The 21,775-nt window shown below is 45.4% G+C and carries 10 protein-coding genes; 6 read left to right on the top strand and 4 right to left on the bottom strand.

Annotated features, from left to right (window positions below; genetic code table 11):
- Positions 1-152: 152 nt before the first annotated feature.
- Together QUA03_RS16265 and QUA03_RS16260 are read right to left on the bottom strand one after the other, a co-directional pair.
- Positions 153-1,184: a PleD family two-component system response regulator gene (locus QUA03_RS16265; protein WP_333213302.1), complete on the bottom strand. Its 1,032-nt coding sequence runs from the start codon at positions 1,182-1,184 to the stop codon at positions 153-155.
- Positions 1,177-10,290, bottom strand: a complete 9,114-nt coding sequence (locus QUA03_RS16260) for a PAS domain S-box protein (protein WP_333213301.1) — start codon at positions 10,288-10,290, stop codon at positions 1,177-1,179. The genes QUA03_RS16265 and QUA03_RS16260 overlap by 8 nt, the downstream gene beginning before the upstream one ends.
- Before the next feature lie 682 nt (positions 10,291-10,972).
- On the opposite strand from QUA03_RS16260, the gene QUA03_RS16255 reads away from it, so the two are divergent.
- Positions 10,973-11,146, top strand: coding sequence for a hypothetical protein (locus QUA03_RS16255; RefSeq protein ID WP_333213300.1), 174 nt, complete (start codon positions 10,973-10,975; stop codon positions 11,144-11,146).
- Positions 11,147-11,658: 512 nt separating this feature from the next.
- Here the strand turns inward: QUA03_RS16255 and ribE are convergent.
- The gene (gene ribE, locus QUA03_RS16250; RefSeq protein ID WP_333150934.1) at positions 11,659-12,372 is read right to left on the bottom strand and encodes a riboflavin synthase; all 714 of its coding nucleotides are present in this window, start codon (positions 12,370-12,372) and stop codon (positions 11,659-11,661) included.
- A gap of 368 nt (positions 12,373-12,740) precedes the next feature.
- Between ribE and QUA03_RS16245 the strand changes: the two genes are divergently transcribed.
- The 4 genes from QUA03_RS16245 (at position 12,741) to QUA03_RS16230 (ending at position 18,946) form a co-directional block, all read left to right on the top strand.
- Complete coding sequence (locus QUA03_RS16245) at positions 12,741-13,247, top strand: bifunctional nuclease family protein (RefSeq protein WP_006635481.1); 507 nt, start codon at positions 12,741-12,743, stop codon at positions 13,245-13,247.
- Between the two features lie 5 nt (positions 13,248-13,252).
- Positions 13,253-14,383: an aldo/keto reductase gene (locus QUA03_RS16240; RefSeq protein WP_333213299.1), complete on the top strand. Its 1,131-nt coding sequence runs from the start codon at positions 13,253-13,255 to the stop codon at positions 14,381-14,383.
- Positions 14,384-15,051: 668 nt separating this feature from the next.
- The gene (locus QUA03_RS16235; RefSeq protein ID WP_333213298.1) at positions 15,052-18,276 is read left to right on the top strand and encodes a PAS domain-containing protein; all 3,225 of its coding nucleotides are present in this window, start codon (positions 15,052-15,054) and stop codon (positions 18,274-18,276) included.
- A 142-nt stretch (positions 18,277-18,418) separates the two neighbouring features.
- Entirely contained in the window at positions 18,419-18,946 is a 528-nt protein-coding gene (locus tag QUA03_RS16230; protein ID WP_333213297.1) for a hypothetical protein, read from the top strand.
- Between the two features lie 38 nt (positions 18,947-18,984).
- Here QUA03_RS16230 and QUA03_RS16225 read toward each other — a convergent pair whose 3' ends face one another.
- Positions 18,985-20,094, bottom strand: coding sequence for an extracellular solute-binding protein (locus QUA03_RS16225; protein ID WP_333213296.1), 1,110 nt, complete (start codon positions 20,092-20,094; stop codon positions 18,985-18,987).
- A 782-nt stretch (positions 20,095-20,876) separates the two neighbouring features.
- On the opposite strand from QUA03_RS16225, the gene QUA03_RS16220 reads away from it, so the two are divergent.
- Positions 20,877-21,275, top strand: coding sequence for a hypothetical protein (locus QUA03_RS16220; protein WP_333213295.1), 399 nt, complete (start codon positions 20,877-20,879; stop codon positions 21,273-21,275).
- The last annotated feature ends 500 nt before the right edge of the window (positions 21,276-21,775 follow it).

Below are 21,775 nucleotides of genomic sequence, written 5' to 3'. Positions count from 1 at the left end.
TCATAAAGGTGGTAGTTAGAGCGAACCTATGTAAAAAATATTTGAGTTGTGACCACCACAGTTCAATGGGGTAAAAATCTGGGGAGTATGGGTATAAACACCTAAATTAATTTATCTGGGAAGCAAGTTGAGTTGAACTCAAAGTCTAATGATTAAAAACTTTTCACAATTGAGCGGTTTCTCCCCTGCTCTTTAGCTTCATATAATACTTTATCAGCCGCAGCAATCAAGATTGAGGGGTCCGAGGTGTCCTGGGGAACTACACTGGAAACGCCTATACTCAAGGTGACGTATTTATTAACAGCAGATTGAGCATGGGCAATTTTAAGATTTAGAACTTCATTCCGCATCGCCTCAGCAACTTTTAGCGCTCCTTCAGCTTTTGTATTAGGTAGAATTACAGCGAATTCTTCACCTCCGTAACGAGCCAATATATCTGCCGGACGCTTAATAGCACGGCTAATCGCTTGAGCCACTTGCTGTAGACAGAAATCCCCGGCTAAATGACCATAAGTATCATTGTATTTTTTGAAATAATCAATGTCACCTAAAATCAAAGATAAGGGTAATTGATCTCGTGCCATCCGTTGCCACTCTTTATTGAAAGATTCATTGAACTGACGACGATTAGCGACTCCTGTTAAGCTATCTAAAGAGGCGAGACGCTGTAGCTTGATATTAGCTTCGACCAAAGCAGATTCAGCTTGTTTACGATCTTTAATTTCCTGTTGTAGCAATGTATTTTGCTCGGCGATTTTCTGTGCTTGCTTCTGAAGTTGGAGATACAGATTGCGGATAATTAGTTGGTTTTTAATGCGAGCTAAAACTTCGGCTGACTGAAAAGGTTTGCTAATGTAATCTACCCCTCCAGCATCAAAGGCTTTTACTTTATCAAATACATCATCGAGAGCGCTGATAAAAATTACTGGAATCTCCGCTGTTTGTGGATGATTTTTGAGCAACGAGGAAACCTCATAGCCATCCATTTCTGGCATCAAGATGTCAAGTAAAATCAGAGCGGGGGGAGAATTTTGGGCAACTTTTACAGCTAGCTGACCGTTAATTGCCTTCCGGACTTGATATCCAGACTCGGTAAGGATAGCGGACAAAACTCGGAGGTTGTCTGGATGATCGTCAACGATGAGGATATCCCCAAAGGAAGCGGGTACTTGATGACTATTCATTAATAGATGCTCGGATTAGATCAAAAAGTATATCTAAGCGAAAGTTATTAACCAAATCTGTGAGGGTGTGTGCTAAACTTGCCTCGCTTTCGGGAATTTGGTCAATTAACTGCAATATTAACAGGTCGTTACCACAAAGCACCTCTTGTCGGAACTGTGCTATCCACTCAGAAGACATGATATTTAGATCCTCTGGTGTTAAGTTTCTCGGTGTTGCTGGCTGAGGTGAGCTATGCGACAAATCCTCTTGATAAAGATAACGGACTCCTAAGTGTTGAGCCATCTTGTCAAATAGTATCGACTCTCGGAAAGGCTTATGTATAAAGTCATCGCAGCCTGCTGTCATAATCTTGGCTCGATCTTCGTCAAAAGCACTAGCAGTTAAAGCAATAATTTTTGTTGCGTTGGTAGGTGATAAGTTGGCAGGTAAGTTGTGATTCTCTCCAGCTACTCCACTTTGCTGTTCCAAAGCTTTTATTTCTCTAGTTGCTTCGTAGCCGTCCATGACGGGCATTCGCATATCCATCCAGATTAGGTCCGGTTTCCAAGTTGACCACAAAGCGATCGCTTCTTGACCGTTAACCGCTTCTCGCAGTTCAAATCCTAACGGTTTAAGTATTTTTAAGAGCAACTGACGGTTCTCTTCGACATCCTCAACAACTAGAATGCGGTACACAGGTTGATTTGGCTCTAATCCAATAACCTGCTGGGTAATCGATAAACTCTTCTCATCAGGTTCAGCAACCTCGCTAGCGAGGATATCAAATGTGAAAATTGTTCCCTGACCGAGTTGACTGCTGACAGCAATTTCTCCTCCCATCATCTCTATAAATTGTTGGCTGATGGGTAAGCCTAACCCCGTTCCTTGCATCGATTTGCGACCTGCTTCTGTTTGGACAAAAGGGTCAAATAAATTATCCAGTTCATCGGGGGCAATGCCGGGGCCAGTGTCTTCAATTTCAAACAACAAATAGGTTTTGGATCTGAAGTTGTGGAGGTCAGATTTTTCGGATATCCGACCCTTTTTCACTCGCAATGCAATGTGACCGGAAGCAGTAAATTTTATGGCATTTCCCAAAAGATTAATTAAAACTTGACGCAATTTATTTTCGTCAGCTTGCACGTATTGGGGACTATTTGATGCTGGTAGTTCAAAAGTTAGCTGCAAGCCTTTGGAAATCGCTTTGAGTTTGAGCATCTGTTCTAAATCGTTCAGTAGCTGATACAGGTCAAAGCGATTTTCATTGAGCGTAGTTTGACCTGCTTCAATTTTAGCCATTGACAAAATATCGTTGATTAAATTGAGCAAATGTTCGCCACTACGATTGATGATTCTTAGCTGTTCTTTTTGCTCAGAGGCAACGGAACTACTGCGAACCATCACCTGGCTAAAACCGAGAATGGCGTTGAGAGGAGTACGCAGTTCGTGGCTCATGTTGGATAGGAAGCGGCTTTTAGCGATGGATGCAGCTTGGGCGGCTTGGAGCGCTTTTTGCAAGGCTGCTTCTGCCTTTGTGCGTTCGCGAAGCGCAGCTTGCTGTTCGCTGACATCTATGGCATGACCTACGGCACGAATTGCTTGTCCGTTGGCATCTCGCGCGATCGTACCATAATCGGACAGGTAAACGTAGTGACCATCTCGATGGCGAAGTCGGTATTCCAACACGTAATAACTTTGAGTTTCGTTCGCAAAGGCTTCAGATAGTTGCTGAGAAATTTTGGGGAAATCTTCTGGGTGAACGTGTTCGTTCCACCACTCGAACTTAGCTTCAGCTTCTTCAGGAAGGTATCCAACGAGTTCAAACAATCCCCGCGTTCGTAAAATGATATTCTGCTTGAGATCCCAGTCGTAAATAAATCCTTTTACTGCCGATGCTGCTAGTTGAAAACGCTCGTTGCTTTGTTGCAGCGCTTGCTCCATTTGCTTGCGATCGCTAATATCGAAAGCTAAACCTTGAAGCACTTGAGTCTTTCCGTCAGCGCAAAAAACGAGATTGGCTCGATCTCTGAGCCAGAGCGTTTTGCCATTGCAAGTTATCATGCGATACTCGACGCTCAATGGTTCTCCCGTAGAAATCGTGGTGCTGACAGCTTGCCAAACGCGATTGCGATCGTCTGGATGGACGTAGTTCGCCCAACTATTAAAAAAGCCAGCAGACCACTCTTCTGGAGGAACTTCCAGCAATTGTTGCAGTTGCGGGCTGATGTAAGCTTCCTCGGTTGTTGCCTCAAGCGGAGAGATATAAACGACTCCGGGAATTTGTTCGATTAAGGTGCGATATTTATACTCTGCCTGTTTGAGCTTTTCTTCTGCAAGTTTGCGATCGGTAATATCTAATATCACCCCATGCCAAACTTTAGAACCATCTTCGCGGCATTCGGGTTGAGCTTGAGCGCGCAGCCATCTTTGTTTTCCAGAAGGAGTTATATTGCGCCATTCAGAAGTGAGAGGTTGCACGTTTTGAACGGCGCGAGCAACTGCCTCTTTATGCTTAGGTTCGTCTTCAGAAGAAAATTGCTTCAAAAGGGTACTTTGCTCTTCTAGCGCCTGCTCCGGCTCAATTTCAAACATATCTCGGCAACCGAAACTGATATATTCAAACTTGGCCGAACCATCGGGATAGTATCCATAGGAGTAAAGGGTTCCCGGAATGCTAGCTGTCAGGTGTTTGAGCCGACCTTCGCTGAGGCGCAGTGCTTCTTCTGCGCGTTTGCGATCGCTCACATCTTCGACAATGTACGACAATCTTGGACAGCCCTCAGAGCTAATGGTAATCGGGCAAACACTGGCAGATAGCCACTTTTGCTCTGTAGGAGTTTCGTGAGCGTATTCAAATCGTACTGGAGCTTGAGTTTTTACAGCTTCCCAGTAGTGGCTGAGCCAAAGTTGCAGGAGCGATCGCGGCATTCCCGATTTGCCAACGAAGTGATTCTGCATCGCCTCTGTAGTGGTGCCAAAAAATTGCGCGGTTGCTGGGTTCGCAGATAGATGCAAAAAGTCATCTTCATACAGCTCTACAATGCCCATCATCATGACGCTGCTGTTGAAGAAAGCTCGCAGGGTGGATTCGCTCTGCCGCAACGCTGCTTCCATTTGTTTCAGTTCGGTGAGGTTACGCAGACTCACCACCACACTTGAAACAGTGCCATCTGCCTCTAAATAAGGAGCGTAGGTAGCGCTGAGAAATTTCTCTTCGCCGTTGGGATATTTAACCCATATTTCGTATTGGACAGTCTCCCCAGTTAAACATTGGTCTAGTTTTGGTTTGAGTTGAGTTTCAAACAGGTCTGTACCCAAAACTTCACTAACAGTATGTCCGACCATCTCTTCCTGACGGCGCTGATGCCAAGTCAGGTAGGCTTGGTTAACAACTTGATAGGTGTAGTTGCGATCGACTAAACAAATTGCATCAGTAGTAGTTGCAACAATCTTTTCGTATCGTCGCAGGTTTTTTTCAGCAAGTTTGCGAGCGCTGATATCTCTTCCTACGGCTTGCAATTCTACGAGCTGAGCGTTGTCATCAAATATGCCTCGGTTGACCCACTGCGTCCAACGTATTTGTCCGCCTGCAATGACGCGGTTTTCAATTGTAACAACGGGATTTTGCCAACTAATCTGATTGAGGCGTTGAGCTATGTATTCCCGGTCTTCCTCAAGCACAACGGGTTCGTAGTTATATCCCACAAGTTCTTCCCGCCTTATGCCAAAAAATTGACAGTAAGCCTCGTTGACATAAGTAAAAGTGCCACTAGGTAATAACCGAGCAATGAGTTCTGTCTGATCTTCAAGAATGGCACGATAACGCGCTTCGCTTTGTCGCAGTGCCTCTTCTGCCTGTTTGCGAGCAGTTATATCAGCAAACGAGCAAACAACTCCCTTAAGAAGAGATTTATCAGATCGAAATATAGGCTGGGTATTAATGGAAATCCAGGTAAAACTACCATCTGGTTTGTGGACTCCCATCACCACGTTAGAGCAAGCTTTGCCCGTTCGCAGCGTCACCATTGCCGGATGTTCTTCTCCTGGGAAGGAGGAACCGTCTTCGCGCACCGCTCGCCAAGCGGGATCGAGAGAAGTGCGTCCCATCATTTGCTTGCGAGACAAGCCCAAAATGCTTTTGGCACTGCTATTACAAGTACGAATTGCACCGTCAGCATCTTGCAGGACAATACCCTCTGCCATCGCTGCGATGACAGTACGATACCGTTCTTTACTTTCTTGAAGTGTGGCTTGCGTTCGCTTGCGTTCGGTGATGTCGCGCACAAGACACACGACCTCATCGGCACCGCTGTTTACAATGCGCGTTTCGTAGCTGTAGATGCCATCCGGTTTTTGCAGGTCGTGTTCGTAAATTTGTAGCGTTCCGGTTGCCGCTGCTGCCTGGAAACGTTCGAGCAAGTCGGTTTTAATTTGTTCGGGAATGGGGGTGTCCTGTAACTTTTTGCCAATTAGCGCTTCGCGCGGCATCAGTAAGGCACTCTCATTTCCCGCCACATCTAAATACGTGCCATCTACCCGATGCCGCACCATCAAATCGGGTATCGCACTCAAAAGCGCCTGCATTCGTTCTTCGCTTTGCCGCAGTGCGGCTTCCGTCCTCTTGAGTTCGGTAATATCTGTAGAAATACCGCACAAGCCATAAACATCGCCGTCAGAATTTTTTAGAGGAACTTTGGTCGATAAAACGTGATGCAACTCTCCATTACTATCGATTCCAATTTCCTCAAAGCGATGGACGACACCGCTGTTTGTCACGCGATCGCAAGTTTCTTTGTAAGCTAGAACAAATTCTTCAGCAAAAAATTTGCAATCGTTCGCTCCGATAATTTCAGATGCGCTATACCCAAAAAATTCCTCAGTTAAGCGATTGACATAGACGTAGGTGCCATTCAAATCTTTGATATAAATACAAGCACCTGCATTATCTAGGACGACTGATAGTTTAGCTTCGCTGCGCCGTAATTGGTCTTCTATTTGCTTGCGTTCCTCAATTTCCTGCTCTAATTGAGCATTTGTTTGAGTCAGTGCAGCCGTGCGTTCTTGTACCTGAGTTTCTAGAAGTTGATTGTAATCTTTTAAAAGTTGTTCTGATTGTTTGCGCTCGGTAATGTCAGTAAGAGTGCCGATGTAACCGATGATGTTATCATCAACATCTTTTTCCGCGATCGCTTGTGCCAATACCCAGATAATGGTGCCATCACGTCGCTGTAAGCGGAGTTCGCAGTAATAGGGAATGCCTTGTTGTACGAAGCTATACCAAGCAATAGTAACGCGATCGCGATCGTCTGGATATAGCCTTGTTGCCCAACCCTCACCGATTAATTCTCCTAAAGAAAGTCCAACCATCTCTAAACAGCGTTCGTTGCCGTACACGCAATAGCCTTGAGTATCGTTACGGAATATGCCGACAGGGGCAGTTTTCGCTAAAGTAGCAAAGCGTTGTTCGCTTTCCTGCAATGCTTTTTCTGCTTGTTTGCGTTCTGTAATGTTGGTAACAATTCCAGTGGCAAACCAGTAATCCTCAGACTTATGCTTTTTAGCGAGCAAAGTGTTAGATAACCAAAGCAAATTGCCATTTTTATGGCAGAATCGATACTCTATAGTTATTTGCCGTCCGGCATACAAATCTTGCATTGCTGGCAGAACGATTGCCTCAATATCTTCGGCAGGAACTCTAGAAAGCCACAAATTCGGATCGGCAGCAAATTCTCCTCCTTTGTACCCAAGAATCTCCTCTCCATTGGGAGAATAGTAGTCATATTCCCAGACTTTATCGGGATGGATGCGGGCAGAGGAAATAAAAGCGGCTGTATTGTCAAGCACTTCTTTGAGTCTGGTTTCCGATGCTTTCAGGGCAACTTGTGCTTGTTTGAGTTCGCGCAGCGCGGCTTGCCTTTCGGCAATTCCCTGCCGCAATTCCTTATTTGCTGTTGCGAGTAGGGCACTACGTTGTTTGACTCTGACTTCTAACTCGTCGCGAGCCTTTTCTAGAGCTGCTTCTGCAACTTTGCGGTCGCTGATATCGCGAGCGATCGCTAAAACCGATTGCACCGAGCCATCACTGCCAAACTCAGGCACCACACGAGAAGCATAATAAGTTAGCCCTGCAACAGATGGAATTTCGTATTCAATGTTTTGCTCGCAACCTGTTTCAAATACTTGCTCAATGGCTGTTCGCCAAAGATTAACTAACGAGTTGGGCGTACCCAACTCGTTAATAGTTTTACCGAGAAACGCGGCAGGAGGAATCCCGGATAGTCGTTCAACTATGGGATTGATATAGAGATAGCGACATTCCCGATCCAATCGCATGATAATGTCAGGCGCATTTTCTACTAAAGCGCGGAACTCTTGTTCTCGCTGTTGTAGAGCTGCCTCTGCTCTTTTGCGAGCAGTAATATCGATTGCTACCCCACCCACCAAAACTTCCCCCGATGAACTGGGCAGTGGAAACTTGTAAACCAAAAATTCGCCGATACTACCGTCTTCAAGGGGAGCAAGCTCAATCGCTTCGAGCGTTTGATTGGTTTCTACAACTTTGCAAATATTTTTTAAATATTCTTGAGTAAACTCTAGTGGATATATAGAGTCAAGAGCTATTTTGCTAACTAAATCTTTGGGCAAGTTGAATATACGGGAATAGGTTTGGTTGAAGTAGAGAAGTAGCCCATCTCTATCTGTAATCCAAGCAGCAGCGGGGCTGGCATTCATAAATGCTTGGAAGCGGGCTTCACTTTCTTTTAAGGCTGCTTCTGCCTGTTTGCGTTCGCTAATGTCGCGCAGAAAAACGGTAAAAACTTTTTCCTCTGACAATTCCAATTGAGAAATTGAGGCTTCAGCCGGAAATTCCGTACCATCTTTACGACGACCAATAATCTCGCCGCGCTTGCCCATCTTTCTTGCTGTTTGGGTAGATTGGGCAAATTGCCTTACCTGCTGCTGATGGTTTGCCGCAAAGCGTTCTGGCAAAAGTCGATCGAGTGTCTGACCGAGCATTTCCTCGGAAGTATAACCAAAAATCCGTTCCGCGCCCTGGTTGTATAAGGTAATTTGTTGGCTGGAGTCTACTGAGATAATGGCTTCGTCGGCAATGTCTAGAACCCCAGAGAGGCGTGCTTGAGAGGCTCGCAGTGCTTCCTCTGCGCGATAGCGATCGCTGATATCGCGAGCGCAGGCAAAATTGTATTCTTTCCCGTTAAATTCCAGGTAATTCAGCGTTATTTCAACGGGAATAACACTGCCATCTTTTCTGAAATGTTGAGAAGTAAATGAAAGTGTTTTCTGCTCTTTTAGTTCTTGCCAATGGTGCGGCCATACCTCAATGGGAAAATTGGGATCGGCATCCCAGACACGCATCGACAGCAACTCTTCGCGAGAATATCCTCTTTGCTCGCAGGCTGTTTGGTTCACCCGCAAAATTCTGGCATCGCGATCGACCCAGGCAAGGCCGAGAGAGGAGTGTTCGAGCGAAAAATCAGCCAGTTGCAGTTGTTCTTCTATTTGCTTGCGTTCGGTAATATCTTCAAAGAGATAAAGCCGTCCGAAATAGCGATCGCTATCGTCGCGAATTTGTGTCGAAAAACGACGAATCGTGCGCCCATCGCTAAAAGGAATTTCATCTTCAACAACGGCTCGATTCTCTTCACTTTGCAACGGTTTACAGGATTCGGCAAAAGCCGGAACATCTGCAAGTACGGGCAGGCAGTGAGGAACGATATCGTTGTTTTTTAGTTGACCCCGCTGCATCTGTTCTTCTAAGTGTTCGATACCCCAGATTTTGCAGAAGCGGTGATTGAAGTAGAGAATGGCATCGCTACGGTTATCTACAACAAAAAAAGCGAGTGGCGAAGCGTGAGTCATCGAACGCAGCAAAGTTTCTTTCCAGCGCAGCTCTGCTTCAGCCTTTTTGCTTTCTGTAATATCGGTAGAAGAACCGACCATTCTAATCGCATTGCCATCGTCATCCCACAATGCCTGACCGCGATCGAGAATCCATTTATAAGTCCCGTCTTTACATAAAATGCGGTGTTCGGTTTGGTAAAAAGGGGTTTTTTTAGTAAAGTGATTTTCGATTGTTTCCATTACCCAGGTAAAATCGTCTGGATGGACTCGTTTAGCCCATTCATCTAGATAGTGGGAAATTTCGCAGTCTTCATAACCCAGTATTTTCTTCCATCGCGCTGAGAAAAAGACTTCATTCGTTCTGACATTCCAATCCCAAATTCCATCTTTGTTACCCCGCAATGCTAACTGCCAGCGTTCTTCACTTTCTTTCAAAGCATTTTCAGCCTGCTTGCGCTCCGTGATATCCATGCTGACGCCAAGTAAGCGAGTGCGCGAATCGGGATCTACTAAAGGCGTTAAAGTGGTGAGAAAGCAACAACTCTGTTCTCCAAAAGGCAGATTCTCCTCGTAAGAGATTGTTTTGCCTTGCTGCAAACAGTCATGGTAGTGCGCTCGAATCGTAGTACCTGTATCGATGTCCCACAGTTCGTCCAGCCGTTTACCAATCCAATGCTCAGCCAAAGTTCCACTTGAGGTTTCAATGGCTCGATTCATGCTGACAACTTGAAACTCGCCATCCTCAAGCTGTTCCACCACCCAAATGGTGTCTGTCACGGAGTTATAAATGTTGCTTAAGAACTGCTCCCGCTCTTGAAGGGTTGCTTCTACCTTGATCCGCTCTCTAATTTCCTGCTCTAGTTCTCGATTAGCTGCCTCTAACTGTGCGGGACTGGGAAGCGCTAATACTTTTGGGATTAACGGCACCAGCACTATAGCTGTCACCACTGAAACCAATGCGGTGATGGCTTTGAGGCAGCCACTCAGCCAATAGGTAGGATGCCAAAGCGTCCAAATCTCCATCAGGTGAGTGGTGCCACAAGCGATGATAAAGGTGCTAAATAGCAGAAATATCCAAGGGTAGGGCAAATCTTGTCGCTTACGAACAAAATAGAGCAGCGTAATGGGAATTGAATAATAAGCCAGGGCAATCAGCGAGTCGGAAGCGATATGAAGACTCACCAATCCTGGCTTCCAGAGATAGCAATGCCCGTGAGGGATAAACGGTGCTATAGCAAAAAGGTTTTTCCAAAGTTCCAGCATTTTTTTCTAACTGCCATAACAACTTTTGCGATCGCCCTGGGAGGGTGACAACCCGCCTGAAATCTTTATGGAGTAAAGATTTTGCCCACTTATGCTACAAAAAGATAGGCAGCCGAATTGTTACAAGCTAGCTTAACGCAAAAATAATGTTACCCCATTGGTAACAAGTTAGAAGCGAGTAGATTTTGTCAATACCCCTTTGTGTAAGAAGAATATAATTAAATAATAATGATAGCAATACTCCGGATAGTTTTAAATCATCCTAATCTTCCTTCAGTCTTGTCTTATGGTACTCTGGCTGCTTAAAAACTGTCCGGAGTATTGCTAAACTCCTGTTATCAGGAATTAAAACTTGACACACGTTGATTCCCGTTTTTGCGCGATTTGCACGGCAACTGCACTGTCAAGAATCTAAGATCTGAATCTAAAACCTGAAATTACAGCACTTCCGGGTGTTATGAGGTACAATAAGAATAGATTAGAAAAACACACCACTGAAAGCATATTCAGTAGATTTGCTTTCCAAAAATAGTAGCAGCACATCAAGATCAGAAGCTGTCCATGAGAAAAACAGCAGCGATATTTTCCGTCAGTAAAAGCTCTTTTCAGAAACTGGTCAAGCAACAAAAAATTGAGGGGAATTTACAGCCCAAACGAGAGTGGTAAACCGAGATACAGTCATTTGAATAATTCCACAGCTTCTTTGAGAGAAATAGTGGCAGCACATCCCGATGCAACCTTACTAGAATTGTGTGAGTTATTTGCCCAGAAAACGGGAAATTGGGTGGGTAAAACAGCCATGTGTAACGCCTTACAAAAGTTGGGATTAAATCGTAAAAAAAACAGTGAGAAGTAGCCAATTCGGCACTGAAACAGTCATGGAATTAAAGTTATAGTATTGGGAAAAAGTCAAGCATATGGACCAAAAAAATCTAGTATTTTTAGATTAGACTGGAGTATTACGCTTGTTTAACCAGAACTCATGGACGTTCCCAAAGAGGAACGACAGCCTATGCGGTCAAACCTTTTTATCGTGGCAAGAAAGTCACAGTAATTGGTGCAATTAGTTTCCAGCGAGTAGTGGCATTAATCATGACCATAGACAACTCGATTGATAGCCAAGCATTTGAGGTGTTTATCGCTCAATGTGCTGTAAGATTTAGTAGGGTGGGTCTGCTTTGACCAGTAAATTATTAATATAATAATTCGCTCCTGATACCTTCTACAACTCAAAAACAGGTTCACCTGCCTGTTCCACAAACAGTGAGTTTTTTTGTGGGGTTGGCAGGATAACCCGCCCGTAAAAGGCTTATTGAGGATGGTGTAATATCTCAGATATTAGCAAGGTGCGCGATGCGTACCCACAGATTAGATAAATCCGTGTTCTGCTAAGAATTCTGGTGTAATTGTTCCCAAACTGTTGATTGTGGGGGTTTCTTCCCACGGTTCGGGATGAGATTTTGAGCCGCTGCGGAGAAATTTGGCGACATATTTGCCTAGAATATCTGCTTCTAAGTTTACTAAACTTCCTGGTTGCAAATAGCTGAGGTTTGTCTCACCAAAACTGTGGGGAATGACAGCAACTTCAAACCAATTGCCGTCAGCATCGCAATCGGCCACGGTTAAGCTGATGCCGTTGACGGCGATACTGCCCTTGGAAACGATGTAAGGTGCGATTTGACGTTGCCATCCCGAATTTGCTGTTGGTGGGGCAGTAAACCGCATCTCCCAAGCGTTCGCGGTTTGGGTTGATGTTGCTAAAGTGCCGATCGCATCTACGTGCCCCGTCACGAAATGTCCCCCCAATTTGCTACCGGCGCGCAGGGAGGTTTCTAGGTTCACCAAAGCATCGGGGAATGATCCCAGAGTTGTGCGCCGGAGAGTTTCTGGCGAAGCGACGGCGACAAAACCTTGCGGCAGAACTTCCACTACCGTCAAACAAACTCCATCCACGGCTACGCTGTCCCCAATGGCTAAATCTTGTAAAATCTGGTAGGAGTTGTTTGATGTGCAGGAAATTTGGAAATAATCGTTGCCTAGCGACTTCAGCTTTCCGAGAGATTGAATTAGTCCTGTAAACATAAGTATTTTTCCGTAGTCGATCGCTTATTTACATGAAACCATAGAGACAAACCATAGACAGGAGGTTTTGCCGTCCCCTCTCCCCCCGAGTCAATCTAAAATCTAAAATCTAAAATTGGAAATCGACAGTCCCCGATCCGTAGTTGATCGCTTATTTACATGAAACCACAGCCATAAACCAGACACAGCAGCTTTTGCCGTCCCCTCTCCCCCCGAGTCAATCGAAAATCGAAAATCTAAAATCTAAAATCGATAGTCCCAGATCTGTTGCAGATTCCGGCGAAGATCAAGTCATACTGGATTTAGGTGATCTTTATGTCCAAGTTCTCTACTGCCTTACAGTTTCTTAATTCTATGAGGCCGATCGAATGATTGAAATGAAAGTCGCTGGAATTGCCTTAGATGCAGCCACGCGCAGTCCTATTGTCCTATTGAGAGACGCTACGGAGCGACGGGCTTTGCCTATTTATATCGGTCAGGAGCAAGCAAAGGCTATTATTAGCGCGATCGAAGGCCACAAGCCTCCTCGGCCCTTAACTCACGATCTGATGGTCAATTTTTTAGAGGCATGGAGTCTTACCTTGGAGCGCATAGTTATTCACTCGCTGCAAGATAACACGTTCTATGCCGTCCTGATCGTCCGTCAGGGAGAAGTTAAAAAAGAGATCGATGCCCGACCTAGCGACGCGATCGCCCTGGCCCTGCGTACGAACTGCCCCATCTGGGTGATGGAAGAAGTCGTCGCTGATGCGTCGATACCGGTTGATCGAGATGCTGATGAGGCCGAACGCCGGGCCTTCCGGGAATTTATCTCAAACCTCCGTCCAGAGGATTTGATTAAGAGAAGCGGCTTCAGCCCAGGCGAAACTTCCTAAACTTTATGCGCTATCGACGGTTTGGCAAAACGGAGTTGCACCTGTCTGTATTTTCCTTGGGAACCATGCGCTATTTGGCTTCTGAGGAAACTGCCTGTCAGACTGTACAACAGGCGGTGTCTCAGGGAATCAATCACCTGGAAACGGCGGCAGGTTACGGTTTCAGCGAGGAATATCTTGGCGCGGCCCTTTCGGCTGGTTTGTCTGTCGATCGATCGCGCCTCCACGTCACTACAAAAATTTCCCCAACCGAGGATGCAGCAGCAATGGAACGCTGTATCGACGCATCCCTCAAACGTCTGAATTTAGACTATATCGATTGTCTGGCAATTCACGGTTTGAATACTTGGGAACATTTGGCGATTGTGCGATCGCCCACAGGCTGCATGGAATCTGTACGGAAAGCCCTGGCTGATGGTCGCATTCGGCACGTCGGCTTTTCGACTCACGGGCCTCTGGATCTGATTTTGGCTGCAATAAATACAGATTTGTTTGAATTTGTCAACCTGCATTATTACTATTTTTTTCAGCGCAACGCCCCGGCAATTGAACTCGCCAAAGACAAAGATATGGGCGTTTTCATCATTTCCCCAGCCGATAAAGGAGGGCAACTCTACACGCCCCCGGAAACACTCGCACAATTGTGCTCGCCTTTCTCGCCCTTAGAGTTAAACTATCGGTTTTTACTTAGCGATACTAGGATTGGGACTTTGAGTGTGGGGGCTGCAAATGCGACAGAATTAGAGCAACCTCTGAAATATTGCGATCGCGACTTTCCCCTCACCAACGCCGAAATCGCTGCGTTCGATCGGCTAGAATCGGCTATTGCAGACACTTTGAAAACCGACAAATGCAGCCAGTGCTATGCCTGTTTGCCTTGCCCGGAAAACATCAACATTCCCGAAGTATTGCGACTCCGCAATCTCGCTGTCGGGTTCGACATGACTGACTTTGGCAAATACCGCTACGCCATGTTTGAAAATGCTGGACACTGGTTTCCCGGCAGCAAAGGCAACCGCTGCACCGATTGCGGCGAATGTTTGCCCCGGTGTCCCGAAGAGTTAGACATCCCAACGTTGGTCAAAGATACTCACCAGCGACTCGGTGGCAAAGCAGGCAGGCGGTTGTGGGATTGAAAAAAATGTGAAGCAGGGAAAAGGCGATCGAGCGTATCTAAGTTTTGCAATAATTACGCTAAACTTGGGTTTAACCTTACATCTTGCACTATTCTCAAGAACAGGCTTTCCGGCCTGTTCCACAAAGAATTAATTTCTTGTAGGGAGTAGGGGTTGGGCAGGAGAGCCAGCCCATAAAAACCTTATTGAGAATGGTGCAACATCTCAGTTTAACTGAATTTACGATACAGTCGATCGAGAAACTACTTCGTTTTACGACTGTATGCGAGAGCATCCCGATTTTGCAAAAAGCGTTTTTGAGGAGTGCGAGTATCTTGCACAGCAAAGCTTACCTCTAACCGCGAACACTCCTGTGAAAGCACTCATTTGGATGTTCCGAACACACTTTAAATAGGAGCCGATACTATATGTAAAAGCAACTAAATAACACAATCTGATTAACACATAGAAACTGATTTCTTTGAGAATACCAGTCATTTTATTGTTTGCTTAGTTGGCGGTGGCGAGAGCGAACAATTTTATGATAAGTGATTAACCGAACTCGATATAAAATATAAAATCGTTCAACGGCTCGCTCACGCCGAAGTCTAAAATCTAAAATCTAAAATTAATTCCCTGTCCGATTAATTGATGGCCTGTCATCTACAACCGATCTCGCATCTACTACTATGGCTCATACTCAGTTAAACGACAGCCAGCAACATTGTCTGCAGCAAACTAAAGTTGCGACTTCCGAAAGAAGATTGAAAGCAGCTTTCAATCCGTCCACTTACAACTTGTCCGTCACCAGAAAACAGCTAATTGGACTGGTGGCTTTACAAACAATTTTGCCAGTTGGGCTAACGGGAGCAGCACTTTTGCTAACATCGGCCGTTGCAAACAATCAACTGCAAAATCAAGCAAAGTCAGAACTGAGCCTTAGTGAAATTAACTACAATCTCCAACTCGATCGCGCCACCGACCGTTTGCAAAACTCCTCTGACCGCAAAACGATCGCCCAAACAGCCTTAGCTTACAACAGTGGCAAAAAAGTATCAGATTTGCAAAAATCTGTCAAGCAAATTCTAGAAAATCAAGTCAAAACAGGGGAAATAGACAGCGCGGCATTAGTGGGAAAAAACAGGCAGATAGTGGTTAGCGTCAACTCCAACCAGAAGGGAAAAAGTTTTAACCTGCAAAAAATAGTCGATCGAGCATTTGGTGCAAAAAACCCAATTACAGCTACGGAAATCATTGCAAAATCGGAAGTTCAAGAACAATTCGGATCTTTGCCACCCGGAAAGGGATATCGCCCTGTTCTCGTCCACTACGCAGCAATTCCCGTAAAAGATCCAAAAACTCAGACAGTGATTGCTGCCTTAGTGTTAGGAAAAATTATCAGCCAAACGTCGGCAGTTGCTAGCAGCGAAATGCTCAACTTACAGGGTGGCGGATATCAGGCTATCTACGCACCGCTGGCTGACGGCAAATTTGTCTTGGCAAGTTCGCAAGCAGTTACAAAAAAACAACAGTTACCAGACTTGCTGGCAGAAAAATCGCTGCTGAAATCTGCACTCGCCGCCGGCAAACCAGTCGCCGGAAACGTACAAATAGGCACTCAAACTTATACAGTAGCTGCCAAATCCCTTGGCAATTTAGCGGGAAAACCCGCAGCAATTTTAGTTCGGGGCATCCCGAAAACCTCGATCGCAACTTGGTGGGGCAACAACTGGTTGCTGGCAATGTCTGCGGCTGCCGTTGTCCCCTTCGCCTTGGGAGTTGCCGTCACTCGCCGGATTGCTAAACCCGCTAACTCAGATTTATCAACAGCAGACGGGAATTGGGCATTTAACTCCAGCGCCGAACCGCCGCAGCGATCGCGGACATTTGATATAATTTATGACAATTTAAATTTCGGCGAATTCCCCGATTTATTCCCTAAAAAATCGAGTTTAAACGGTAAATTAGCGGTCGATTTTCGATATAAAAAAAATCAGGGCGCTCTCCCGATCGCAAATCCCCACATCCCGCTCGCTTTCCAACCCCTAGAATTGCCCGAAAACTCCGTCTCAAACCAGTCGCGACAGGTAAATACAGAAAATACAGAATTAGAAAAAAGCGCGATCGCCTTAAATCTAGTCCAGGAAGCTTGGCAAGACTTAAATCGCCTCAACAGGGAATTGCAGCCAGAAATACTCGATCGCCAAAATACTCAAAAAGCCCTGCGAAAGAGCGAAGCACTGCTGCAAGCGATTTTAGACAACTCAACAGCAGTAATTTACATCAAAGATGTTGACGGAAAATACCTGCTCACCAACCGCCATTTTGACAATTTGTTCGACATCGCAAAAGAGCAAATAACAGGGAAAACCGATGGCGATATTTTTCCCCAAGACAAAGCAGCAGCCTTGCGAGAAAACGACCTGAAAGTTCTCGAATCCTGCTCGCCCCTAACCATCGAAGAACTCATCCCTCAAGACGACGGCCCGCACACTTATATTTCTCTGAAATTTCCCCTCTGCAACTCCGAAGGTAAAGTTTATGCAGTTGGTACAATTTCTACAGATGTGAGCGATCGCAAACTTGCCGAACTCACCCTAGAAAAAGCCAAAGCAGAACTAGAAATAGAAGTCGAACAGCGCACCCTATTCCTCAAACAAGCCAACGAACTCTTGCGGTTTGAACTCGCCGCCAGAGTCCGCGGCGCCATCACCGTTAGACAAATGACGGCTCAGGTAGCCCGACACGCCCGAACAGTTGACGGGATTCTCGGCGCTTCTCTTGACCTAATTTTTCTAGTAGATCGATCGGGAAAATACACCTATGTCAGTCGCACCGCCGCTCAAGCTGCCGGCATGAACCCCAGAGAAATGATTGGCAAAACCTGGCAGGAATTAGGCTGGTCGCCAACAATTATGCAGCGGGTTCACCAAGAATGCCAGGGCATATTTGCCACAGCCGAACCCAAGAAAGGCGAAGTAATTGTCCCCACGGCAAGCTGGGGAACCCGGGACTACGAGTACATTCTCAGCCCGGTTTGTGCGACAGACGGCAGCGTCGAAGCGGTGGTGGCGACGCTGCGAGATATCACCGAACGCAAAGACGCTGAGGAAGCGTGGCAGTTGGCCAAAGAAGCCGCAGAACTCGCCAACCGCGCCAAGAGTGCTTTTCTGGCAAACATGAGCCACGAGTTACGCACTCCCCTCAACGCGATTATCGGCTACAGCGATATGCTAGCGGAAGATGCCGAAGAGTTAGGCAACTTACAGGTTGTCTCGGATTTAGACAAAATTCGCACTGCTGGCAAACACTTGCTGCGGCTAATTGACGACATTCTCGACATTTCCAAAATTGAAGCTGACAAGATGGAGATTTACCTCGAAAGCTTCGATGTTGGAGGCTTAATCGAGGAGGTGATAACAACTATCAAACCACTCATGGATAAAAACGGCAATACTTTGGAAGTATTGAGTTCTGCCAATGTCGGCGCGATGCACGGCGATTTGATGAAAGTGCGGCAGGTAATGCTGAATTTGCTCAGCAATGCTGCTAAATTTTCTGCTAATGGGGCGATCGTACTTACTGTCGAAAGAATTAGCAGTGAAGAATTAAAAAATAAATATCAACCGAGAGTTGCTCAAATGTTAATTTTGGATGCAGATTTTTTAATTTTCCGCGTGACGGATACGGGTATCGGCATGACACCAGAGCAGCAAGAGCGACTGTTCCAACCTTTCACTCAAGCGGACAATTCAACTACTCGCAAGTACGGCGGTACGGGTTTGGGACTGACTATCAGTCAGCGTTTTTGTCAGATGATGGGCGGCGATATTGAAGTTTCTAGCGAGTTAGATTGCGGTTCTACTTTTACTGCTTGTCTGCCTGCTTCATTGTTTAAGCGATCGGAATTTTAACAACAATTATTGTCCCAGTTCACAGTAAGAACTTCAGCAATCAAAATTTATTTTGTGAATACTAAATTACTCACTACAAACCTATTTTACCGGGATCGATATTAACAGATAACTTTTGTGAAAAATCGGCACTTACAAATTTATGAATTACCAAAACTTTCGCCACAATAATCAAGTTTTCCGCCGCAGGCACGGCATTTTGACAAAAAGTTTATTTTTGTTCCTGATAACGGGTTCTGCGTGCCTCGGAACCTTGCTGGGTGAGCAATCTGCGGCTTTTTCCCAGGAGCCTGTCTGCCCTACTGGCAGCGCTGCTAATTTCCCGTCGCCCCCGCTTTCGCAAACCGAAAAAAGCGTGCCGAGTCTGTGGTTAGCTCAAAAACTCTTTGGCGGCAAATTGCTCGATCGCTGGTTTGTCGATCCCGGTAATGCTTGGGTAATTATCATAGTCAACCGCCAACTTTGGAGTTTGCTCGATTATATGGAACGCTATCAGTTTGTTAACCGCTTTGGCACTGTCGCCAACGATTATGGTTACAATGTGCGAGTTTGCAACCGTCAAGGCACTGCTTTGGCAGTTTATTCGTGCAAGGGCGATCGGCTTAACTGTCGGATTGATTTAGAATCTCTCTCAAATCCAGGTCTTCGAGGAAGGGTGAAAGGCTTTTAGATTAGTGTCCTTATAAGAGCTATGTACCTCACTGTAATTTAACTTCTCACTACTTGCCTAGTTTCTTGCCAGAGCGATCGATACAGCGAGATCCCCGCATCCCCAAAAGGCAGCAGAAAGTCGCTAGCAGCAAGAATCTTAGCATCCGGCAACAACACAGAATTAGTGCGAACAGCTTCCGGCAAATCTTCGGGTTTCATGCCGACAATTATCGGCGAACTAGCCTTAGCCAGCAAAGATAATTGAGGAGCAACCCGAGGCTGCAAGCAAAAATCAATCCATTTTTCCACTAAAGAAACTGGATTCCCTGATGCTGGTTGTACCCACAAATCCGTCCAAAGTGCAGTTCCCGAAACCGGAACTACTAAAGCAATATCCTTTTGAGTTTGCAGCAGCGGCAGCAAGTCCCCAGATGAACCTACAGCTAACCAAGTATCGCCTAAAATTAATGGTTGCAGGTAAGCGTCAGAACTATAAAATTTAACTTGTTGGTGCAGATTTGCTAGTTCTTTTTTAAGATTTGGGACTTGATCTAATTGCTGGGTATTGTAAGATTTGCCGAGTTTTTTTAATGTTAAACCGATAACTTCTCTGGGACTGTCCGGCAGAGAAATTCGATCGCGCAATTCGACTCGCCACAAGTCTTTCCAATCTGTCGGAGTCCACCCCAAAGCCTTAAATTTGTCGGTTCGATAGGCAATTACCGTACTTCCCCAGCGGTAAGGTGCAGCCCACACTTTACCTTGAGGATCTAATTTACCCTCATCGTTGCGCCTGACGAGTTTTTGCCATCTTTCGGGCAATTGTGGCCAATTAGCAAATTTAGCAGGATCGATCGGCTTAATCAATTTTTGCCTAATTGCTAAAGTCAGCCAGTAATCTCCCAACATCACCAAGTTAGCTTGATTTTTTGATTCGGGAACCCGTTTCCACTCCTGCAACAGGGCGAATAATTCTTTTAATTGTGCTTCTTGCGTTACCTGCAAAAGCGGAGACGGTTGTACATCCCGGCTAAATTTGCTTACCAGTTGGGCCGGAATACCGTTTTTGAGCGATCGAATTTTGAGAATGGGCTTCGAGTCGCACCCTGCCGCCAATTGACTTAAAGTTAGGGTGGCGGCCCCCAATAGCAAAGACCTTCGTTTCACCTGTGAATCCGCTTTTCTAAATATTGACCCATCGTTTTGTGTTCTACAGCCCGGGAAATAATTGTTTTTCGAGTCCGGTAGTTGGCGCCGATTTTGTCTTATTTCTTCCTCAAACACAGAGCCATTGTACTCGATTCTGCTGCTAAGAGAGTCTGTTTGGCTCTTGCCCTGATTTTACCTTCTAACTTGTCGATCGAGCTTTCCGATGCCAAAAACTCCTCAACTTAACGCCTAATTTCTCTGCTGCAAGTTCCTTTGAGCCTGTTGTGCTCGCCAGCCGGGTCGATCGACCGCATCTGTGTTACATTTTTTAATATAACGAAACAACAAGAGCGCTGCCATCTGCAGTTGGATGAGGCTTTTCACACAACCGAAGTAAAAAAATATTTTTAAATCGGCGACAGCTTAATAACTAAAAAAACTAAAAATTCATTCATCTGAATCCTGAAAGCACTGGCGAGAGCGCAGTCAATCTAATAGGACGCTCTGCGATCCGACTCTCAGAAACCCGACGTTTTAGCTCTGATTGAAGGTTTGAACGAAGTATGGGGGTTAACCCACCCGGTTCCTGTGTCCAAGACTATCTAAAATCTAAAATCTACAATCTACAATCGACTCACGAATGGCGAGCGATTATCTTCAAGCTGCCTCCCTAAATCTACCGTCAGGATTGGGAACACAACAATTACGTCAAAAATTAAATAATTTAGTGATAAATCCAAGTTATGTAAAGATTTACATAAAATGTAAAGATATTAAGTTACGAGCCAAAGGATGATTGTATGGAAGCGCTCCGCCAGCAAGTTACAGTATTGAGCCAACAAGTCGAGGCCCTCTACAAACTCATAGAAAACCTCAATGAAAAGCTCTTGGAGTCTGCCAAGGAGACGAAGCTGACCCAGCAACAGAGAAACGATCGCTCTGGAACGGTAGGAAATAACCAAACCTCGCCCTATCAAAGCTACAGCAGTCTCGACGGCCTCCTCGAACACAAGGACATACTGTTAGATGACAGCTACTTCGACAAGAATTCTCAAAGCTTGGAAAAAGAGCTGAGCGCAGAGATTCAAATCCAGCGTTTAACAGCTCAGCTAACAGCAGCTTACAATCGAATAGCCGCCTTGGAAGAACAGTTGCTCTCCAAAAGAATGCACTCGCAACATCTAGGCGGGCCTAATTAAATATTGCTAGCCGGGATTGGGTACTAATCAAAAAAAAATACAAGTTGCGTTGATTTATGCTCGTCTACTTATAGAGTTATTACAGAGAGTTTTTCCCGTCGGGAATTAACAGGAAGAATACTGCATGAAAGCGAGATATTGTGTAGAAATAGGAAGGCTATTTCTTTGGTGAACAAGATTTTTTTGACAAACCGCAGAGGGCGCAGAGGACGCAGAGAGATAGAAGAAAGAGCAGAAAGAGCAGAAAGAGAGAAGTTCACAAATCCGGCATCGATTCTTATAACTCAATACGCTTGGGTTAGTGCTAAAAACAGATCCTGCGTAGGTTGGGCCCGTGGAACGAACCCTCCGTTTCACTCCGCCCAACATTTTCGCTACAATTTTCCTTAACCCAAGCGTATTGTCTTATAACTATCTACTTAATAGACATCTCCAAAAACAATTAAAGCCTTTGTGTAACTAGGCTGTATGACGTAAATGCAATCATCCTAAATTAGCGA

Origin of the sequence: Microcoleus sp. S36b_A4 (genome assembly GCF_036700645.1) — a bacterium.
In the GTDB taxonomy this organism is placed as follows: domain Bacteria; phylum Cyanobacteriota; class Cyanobacteriia; order Cyanobacteriales; family Microcoleaceae; genus Microcoleus.
The sequence above is the reverse complement of the archived record's forward strand: the minus strand, read 5'-3'. Positions and strand labels throughout refer to the sequence as shown.